Here is a 2,066-nt window from a genome sequence, read left to right as displayed (position 1 = left end):
GGACCTGGTCGCGCTGGGCCGCGAGCTGCTGCGTCGCCCCTACTGGCCGCTGGAGGCGGCGCACGAGCTCGGCGCGGACGTCGAGTGGCCCGTCCAGTATCGGCGCGGGCAGTTCAGGTAGTCCGGTCGCCGACCCGTACGAGGGAGCCAGCTGTTCACACGCTCCCAGAACGCTTATTCCGCCCCGTCGAGGGGTCGACGCATGGAGTACCGACCGTTCCCCGAGGAGCGCGAGGACGAGTTCCGAGCGTTCATGCGATACGCGTTCTCCCCCGAGCAGGGCCCGTACGACCCGGAGAACGAGGACGACGATCGCGAACACCTCGCCGACTACCGGGGGTTGTTCGACGGCGACGACCCCGTGGCGGTGTGTGGCCACCACGAGTTCTCGCTGCGGATCCGCGGTGCGGACCGGACGGCTGCCGGCCTCTCAGCGGTCGCCTCGCCGCCCGAACACCGTCGCCAGGGGAACGTCGAGCGCCTCCTCCGTGAGTCGCTTTCGGAGTACCGCGAGGACGGGGTCCAGTTCTCGGTGCTGTGGCCCTTCGAGTACGGGTTCTACCGCAAGTACGGCTGGGCAACCGTGAGCCGATATCGTCACGTCGAAACCCCGCCCGAACAGCTCCGGTTCGTCGACGGCGCGATCGCGAGAGCGACCGAGGCGGATCGGCGAAGCGGGGCGGGCGGGACGAGCGGGGCGAGCGGCCCGACCGGCCGATTTCGGCGGCTCGACGCCGACGACCACGCGGCTGCACGGTCGGTGTTGTCGGCGATGGCCGACCGCTACGACTTCACGATGGCACGAACCGAGGCGTGGTGGCGCGAACGCACCCTTCGCGGATGGAAGACCGACCCGTTCGTGTACGGGTGGGAGCGCGACGGCGAGCTACGCGCGTTCTGGTCGTACACGTTCGAGGACGGGTCCGGCGACGAGCGGGTGATGACCGTCCGCGACGTCGCCGCGGTCGACGAAGAAGCGTGGCTTCACGCCCTCCGGTTCTGCCGGGATCACGACTCGCAGGTCGGGACCGTCCGGATCCGCGCGCCGCCCGACGCGAACCTCCAGGACCGGGTCGCGGACCCCCGTGAGGTCACCGTCGAGTCGCGGACGGGACCGATGTTCCGCCTCGTCGAGGTCCCCGGCGCGTTCGAGTCGATCGCTCCAGACCCGCGGCTCGACGGCTCGGTCACCCTCGCCGTCGACGACCCGCTGGCCGCGTGGAACGACCGGACGTTCCTGATCGCCGTCGAGGACGGGCGCGTCTCGGTCGAAACGCTCGGGGCGTCGACGACCGGGGGCGAGGGCGACGACGCGCCCGATGCCGACCTGCGCGTCGGGATCGGCACCCTCTCGCAGCTGTACGCGGGGTACCACTCTGTCGGGGAGGCGACGGAGTTCGGCGATCTCACGCGTCGAGGAACGGCTGACGACGAGAGGGACGACGACGCTTCGGGGGACGACGACGAAGTGACTGCGGGGGACGACGAAGTGACTGCGGGGGACGCGGGGGCCACGCGGAGCGCGCTCGACGACCTCCGCGCTCTCCTTCCGCCCCGACGGACGTTCCTCCGCGAGGGGTTCTGACGGGGACGGCGCTGACTGGCTTTTTACCTCCCGACCCCGTACGGGTGTGTATGAGTTCCCGCGACCGACCGCGAGACGACGACCTCGAGGAGCGCCTCGACGAGCTCGAGGACGTGCTCTCGAGGCTCCGTGCCGACCTCCGGGCGAGCGAACGCGACGGGCGTCGACGCTCCGGGTCCGGGCCGTCGACTCCTCGCCGGGGACGGGACGACGACCCGCGACGTACCGGCCCGAGACGGACCGACTCGCCCCGGACGCCGGACCTCCCTCGGCCGCCGCGGCTCTCGGAGCTCGTCCGGTTCACCGAGCAGTACACGATCCCGACGGTGATCGCCTTGCTGGAGACGACGATCAAGTCGCTGAAGCTGGTCCAGGGCACGCTTCGGCTGCTCGATCCCGAGCGCGACGCCCGCGAGGTCACGGGCGGGACCGCCGACCGGTTGAACGACGTGCGCGACGGCGCGACCGAGGGACTCGCCCG

2 protein-coding genes and 1 pseudogene are annotated in these 2,066 nt (G+C 71.2%); all 3 read left to right on the top strand.

Going from position 1 to position 2,066, the window contains the following annotated elements; all coding sequences use genetic code 11:
* A pseudogene (locus ACFQEU_RS15015) lies at window positions 1–121 on the top strand (NADH:flavin oxidoreductase/NADH oxidase); the annotation flags it as partial.
* Between the two features lie 81 nt (window positions 122–202).
* A complete protein-coding gene (locus ACFQEU_RS15010; RefSeq protein WP_379783460.1) occupies window positions 203–1,585 on the top strand; it encodes a GNAT family N-acetyltransferase in 1,383 nt (460 codons plus the stop codon).
* A 50-nt stretch (window positions 1,586–1,635) separates the two neighbouring features.
* Window positions 1,636–2,066, top strand: a 431-nt coding sequence (locus tag ACFQEU_RS15005; protein WP_465261163.1) for a DUF7547 family protein, incomplete at its 3' end; no start/stop codon positions are given.

Source organism: Halorubrum tibetense, from assembly GCF_042661865.1.
In the GTDB taxonomy this organism is placed as follows: domain Archaea; phylum Halobacteriota; class Halobacteria; order Halobacteriales; family Haloferacaceae; genus Halorubrum; species Halorubrum tibetense.
The sequence above is the reverse complement of the archived record's forward strand: the minus strand, read 5'-3'. Positions and strand labels throughout refer to the sequence as shown.

Excerpts from the sequence above, each read along its gene's own strand:
- ACFQEU_RS15010 (WP_379783460.1), top strand. The coding sequence starts at position 203 with ATGGAGTACCGACCGTTCCCCGAGGAGCGCGAGGACGAGTTCCGAGCG.